The organism is Clavibacter lycopersici (assembly GCF_003576405.1).
GTDB classification, from domain to species: Bacteria; Actinomycetota; Actinomycetes; order Actinomycetales; family Microbacteriaceae; genus Clavibacter; species Clavibacter lycopersici.
Window position 1 is genome coordinate 1 of the sequence record NZ_QWGT01000180.1, and the last position, 5,818, is coordinate 5,818.

General features: G+C 76.3%; 2 protein-coding genes. Both read left to right on the top strand.

Going from position 1 to position 5,818, the window contains the following annotated elements; all coding sequences use genetic code 11:
* The coding region (locus tag DZG00_RS11420) for an Ig-like domain-containing protein (RefSeq protein ID WP_147359980.1) at positions 1–5,000 on the top strand (5,000 nt) is incomplete at its 5' end.
* Positions 5,001–5,058: 58 nt separating this feature from the next.
* On the top strand, positions 5,059–5,818 hold a 760-nt coding region (locus DZG00_RS11425), incomplete at its 3' end, for an AAA family ATPase (RefSeq protein WP_119455638.1).

The window sequence follows — 5,818 nt, forward strand, 5'->3', positions numbered from 1 at the left end:
GGCAGCGCTGCCTCGCGCCCGCGGAGATCTCGGGCGGGGGCGACCGGGACGCGCTCCGCACGGCCGCGGGCGCCACCGGCGGCCTCGGCGCCATGCCCGCGCAGGCGTCCCTCCGCTTCGTCGTCGACGGATCGCACGTGGTGCTCAACGACACGAGCGGCGGCGCGGCGTGGGCCGTGCAGCGCGACGCGGGCCTCATCGACAACTGGTCGGACCTCATCGACCGCGACCGCTCCGACACCGTCGTCGAGCAGAACACCGCCGACACCCCGCCAGAGGCCGATCGCGTGCAGCAGCCGCCCGTCGCGGTCGACGACGACCTCGGCGCCCGGCCCGGCCGCACGACCGCGCTGCCCGTGCTCCTCAACGACCACGACCCCAACGGCGACGTGCTCGTGATCGACTCTGTCACGCCCGTGGACGCCGAGGTCGGCGCGCTCGACATCGTGGACGACGGCCAGGGCCTCCAGCTGGCGCTCGCCGCGGGCGCGTCCGGCACGGTGCGGTTCTCCTACGTCGTGAGCGACGGGCGGGGCGGCACCGCGACGGCGGACGTGCGCGTCGCCGTGCGCGCAGCGGACGAGAACGCGCCGCCCGTGCAGGCGCGGCCCGCGACGGGCACGGTGGCGGAGGGCGACCGGCTGCAGACCGACGTGCTGGGCGGCTGGTACGACCCCGACGGGGATCCCGTGTACCTCACGCGCGCGAGCGTCGCCGCGCCCGACGCCGTCAGCTGGAAGCCCGAGGGCCGCGTCGTCTACACGGACGCGGGCGCAGGCGGCGACACGCGATCCGTCGCGCTGCAGGTGTCCGACGGGCGCGAGGAGGGATCGGGCGAGCTGGTCGTCACCGTGCGCCGCGCCGGGGACGTGCCGCTCGTGGCCGAGGGCTTCGTCGTGCAGGCGGCCGTCGGCCGCGAGCTCACCGTGGAGCCGCTGACGCACGCGCGCGGCGGGAGCGGGGCCATCCGGCTGGCGGCCGTGCCCGCGCGGGCCGGGGTGCAGATCACGCCGGACCTCGAGGCCGGCACCTTCCGGCTGCAGGGCGGGCAGGTCGGCACGCACCTGCTGGAGTACACGGTGACGGACGGGCGGACCACCGCGACGGGCGTGGTGCGGGTCGAGGTGCGCGGCGCCCCGGAGTCCGACGGCCGGCCCGTGACCGTGCCGCACACCGTGTTCGTGCGCGCGCTGCAGGCGACGGACGTGGACGTGCTCCGGACCGACTTCGACCCCGCGGGCGGCGTGCTCGTGATCACGGACGCGACCTCGCCCGACGCGGCGGTCGGCGTGCGCGCGGAGGTCGTGGGGCAGCGGCTCGTGCGGATCAACCTGACCCGGCCGCTCGACGGGCCCGTCGACATGGGGTACCGCGTGAGCAACGGCGTGGCCGAGGCGACCGGCGTGATCACCGTGATCGAGGTGCCGGAGCCCGCCGTGCGCCAGCCGCCCGTCGCGACCGACGACCGGGTGGCCGTGCGCGTGGGCGACGCCGTGGACATCCCCGTGCTCGCCAACGACGAGCAGCCCGACGGCGACCCGCTGCGCCTCGACCCCGAGCTGGTGGATCCGCTGCCCGACGGCGCCGGCCTCCTCTTCGCGAGCGAGGACCGCCTCCGCTACCTCGCGCCCGACCGCACGGGCGACTACACCGCCGTGTACCGGGCCGTCGCGCCCGACGGCCAGTGGGCGACCGCGACCCTCACCCTCTCCGTGCGCGAGGCGGACGTGGCGACCAACGCGGCGCCCGTGCCGCGCCCGCTGACCGCGCGCGTGCTCGCGGGCGAGACCGTGCGGATCCCCGTCCCGCTCACCGGCATCGACCCCGACGGCGACTCGGTGCGGCTCCTCGGGCAGGACACCGGTCCCGAGAAGGGCCAGGTCGTCGAGGTCGGGCCGGACTGGATCGACTACCAGGCGGGCGACTACTCCACCGGCACCGACGCGTTCGCGTACGCCGTGGTCGACGGGCTGGGCGCGCGCGCGACCGGCACGATCCGCGTCGGCATCAGCCCGCGCGTCGAGGGCGCCAGGAACCCCGTCGCGAGCGCGGACACCGTGACCGTGCGGCCCGGCCGCGTGCTGCGCGTCCAGGTGCTCGCCAACGACACGGATCCCGACGGCGGCGCGCTCTCGCTCGTCTCGGTGCAGCCGCAGGCCGAGGGGCTCGTCGCCGGGCTCGACGGCGACACCGTGCGCGTCGTCGCGCCCGAGGAGGCCGGGCGCTACGGCTTCGTCTACGCCGTGCGCAACGCCCGCGGCGGCAGCGACGAGGCGTTCCTCACCGTGATCGTGGATCCCGCGGCGCCGCCCACCCGCCCGATCGCGCGCGACACCGTGCTCCAGCTCTCCGACGTGCTCGACCGGTCGAGCGTCGACGTCGACGTGATGCGGAACGTGTTCTCCGCGGAGGGCGACGTGTCGTCGCTCGTGCTGCGGGTCGGCGCGGGCTACGAGGACGTCGCGCTCGTCACGGACGACGGCCGCGTGCGCGTCCAGGTCGGCGACGAGCGCCGCATCATCCCGTTCCAGGTGGCGCAGCCGGACGACCCGTCGGTCTCCGCGACGGCCTTCATCTGGGTGCCCGGCTTCGAGGACACGCTGCCGCAGCTGCGCGCGGGCCAGCCGCGGCCGACCGTGGCGAGCGGCGAGCGGCTCGTCGTGGAGCTCGACCAGCAGGTGGTCGCGGCGGGCGGGCGGGCCGTGCGCATCGCGGATCCGAACTCGCTGTCCGCGACGCACGCCGACGGGCCCGTGGAGCTCGTGGACGGGGACACCATCGCGTACCGGAGCGAGCCGGGGTACTTCGGGCCGGCGGCGATCTCCTTCACCGTGACCGACGGATCAGGCGACGGCGGGCGCACGGCCGCGCTCGTGCTGCCGATCACGGTCACGCCCACCGAGAACCAGCCGCCCGTGTTCACGGGCGCGGTCATCGACCTGGAGCCCGGGCAGTCCAAGGACGTGGACCTCGGCCGCCTCACCACCTACCCGTACCAGGACGACCGCGGCCGGCTCGCGTTCGCGCTGGAGGGGGCGGTCGCAGCCGGGTTCCGCGCGTCGATCGACGGCGGCACGCTCCGCATCTCCGCCGACGAGGGCGTGGAGCAGGGCGCGACCGCGTCGTTCCCGGTGAGCGTCCGCGACGCCACGCAGACCGGACGGGCCGGCCGCGTCGACCTCCGCGTCGTGCCGTCGACGCGCCCGCTCGCGCAGCCCGCGACGGACGAGGGCACCGTGACCCGCGGATCCTCCACCTCCATCGACGTGCTCGCCAACGACCAGGCCGGCAACCCGTTCCCGGGCAGCCCGCTCACGGTCGCCTCCATCCGCGGCGCCGACGGCGCGAGCCTCCCCGCGGGCGTCACCGTGACCCCGTCGGCCGACCGCGCGACGCTCGCCGTCACCGCGTCCGCCGACGCCGAGCCGGGCGACGTGCGCGTGCAGTACGAGGTGCGCGACGCCACGGGCGACGCGGGGCGGGCCGCGTTCGGCACCGTCGTGATCCACGTGCAGGACCGCCCCGGACCCGTCTCGGCCCTCCGCGCGTCCGGCTTCGCGGACCGCTCGCTCACGGTCGCGTTCGAGCCGGGCGCCTTCAACGGATCCGCCATCACGGGCTACCAGGTGCGCGCCATCCGCGGCGGCACCACGACCGCGACCGTCACCTGCCCGTCCACGACGTGCGCCGTGCCGACGCCCGGCAACGGCCCGGCGAACGCGGTGCAGGTGGAGGTGCAGGCCGTGAACGGCGTGGGCACCTCGGATCCGGTGTCGATCGCGGGCCTCTGGTCGGACGTGCTGCCCGCCGCCCCCGCCGGCCTCGCGATCGAGCCGCTCGTCGACGGGCTGCGCGTGTCGTGGCAGGCGTCGGCCGCGCCGTCGTCGTCGAGCCCCGTCACGCAGTACGTCGTGGGCGTGGGCGGCATCACCCGGCAGGTCGCGGCCGACGCCACGAGCGTGGAGGTGCGGGATCCGTCGCTCGTCGCCGAGGTGCCCGTCGCCGTGTCCGTGGCCGCGCGCAACAGCGCCCAGGTGCAGGACGCCTCCGCGTGGCTCGCCGCCACCGCGACCGGCACGCCGCGCGGCGCCCCGACCGCGACCGGCGCGCCCACCGCGGTCGCCGACCCGGCCGACGAGACGCGCGTCACCGTGTCGTGGCCGGCGTTCCAGGGCCAGGGCGTCGACGGGATCCGCTACCTCGTGGCCGCGTACGCCCCGGGATCCGCGCCCGGCTGCTCCGTCGCGACCGAGGGCGTCGCGCCGTGGTCGGCCGAGCACGGGCCCGCGGTCGACGTCGGCGGCGCGACCAGCCACGTGTTCACGGGACTCGCCACCGACCAGCCCGTCGCGTTCGCGGTGCTCGCCGCCAACAGCCAGGGCTGCACGGTCGTCGAGGCCGGCCAGCTGACCCCGCGCACGGCGCCGTCGACGCCCGTCGTCACGGTCGACCTGCCGCGTGCGGACCGGGGGAGCGACGGCGTATTCCGCGCGGTCCTCGCCGATGCGCGCTACCGGCCGGGCAGCGCCTCCGCGTCCGCCCAGCTGCTGTACCGGGTCGACGGGCAGGGCGACGGCGTGCCCGTCGGCGTCGGCCAGGCGCTCACGCTGCCGCGCACGGGCGCCGCCGCGACGATCCAGGTGCGCGTGGTCGAGGACTCGGGGGACGGGCGGCCGCGGTCGAGCGGCTGGTCGGATCCCGTCTCCGCCGGCACCGCGGTGGACGCGCGCGCGGGCGACGTGCGGTCGGCGACCGACGACGCGGGCGTCACGACCTTCTCGTGGACCTCGATGCCGCAGGCCGCCGGCCGCCTCGGGCGCGTCGGCGACGGCGGCGGCTACGCCCGCAGCGAGTGGCGCTGCGGCGGCCAGGGCGCGTGGGCCGACGCGTCCTCGGGCGCGGCCGGATCCTGCCGGGTGCCCGCGGGTGGCGAGCGGACCCTCGAGGTGCGCGTCACCGCGAACTCGGGCACCCTGTACACGTACGCCCACCGCGGATGACGGCCGTTCCCGCGGCCCCGAGGCCGGACCCGATGCCGCATCCGAGAGGCACCTGCACATGACCATGACGCCCGACGAGGCTCGCGCCTTCCAGGAGGAGTTCGCCGCGCTCGTGCGGAACGTGGAGCAGGTGCTCCTCGGGAAGTCCCACGTGGTGCGCCTCGCGTTCACGGCGATGGTGACGGGCGGGCACCTGCTGCTCGAGGACGTGCCGGGCACCGGCAAGACCTCGCTCGCGCGCGCGATGGCGCAGACCGTCGACGGCACGCACAGCCGCGTGCAGTTCACGCCCGACGTGCTGCCGGGCGACATCACGGGCGTCAGCGTCTACGACCAGCGGACGGGCGAGTTCGAGTTCCACCGCGGGCCCGTGTTCGCGAGCATCGTGCTGGCCGACGAGATCAACCGCGCGAGCCCGAAGACCCAGTCGGCGCTCCTCGAGGTGATGGAGGAGGGTCGCGTCACGGTCGACGGCACCCCGTACGACGTGGGCGACCCCTTCATGGTGATCGCGACGCAGAACCCGATCGAGCAGGCCGGCACCTACGCGCTGCCCGAGGCGCAGCTCGACCGGTTCCTGCTGCGCACCTCCATCGGGTACCCCGACCACGAGTCGATGCTGCGGATCCTGCAGGGCGCGTCCGTCAGCGCGCACGACGTGACGCTCGCGCCCGTCGCGTCGGCCGCCGCCGTGCGGGCGCTGCAGGAGCGCGCGGGGACCGTGCACGTGGATCCCGCGGTCGCCGACTACGTGGTGCGCCTCGTCGACGCCACCCGCACGGCGCCCGAGGTGCGGCTGGGCGCGAGCGTGCGCGGCG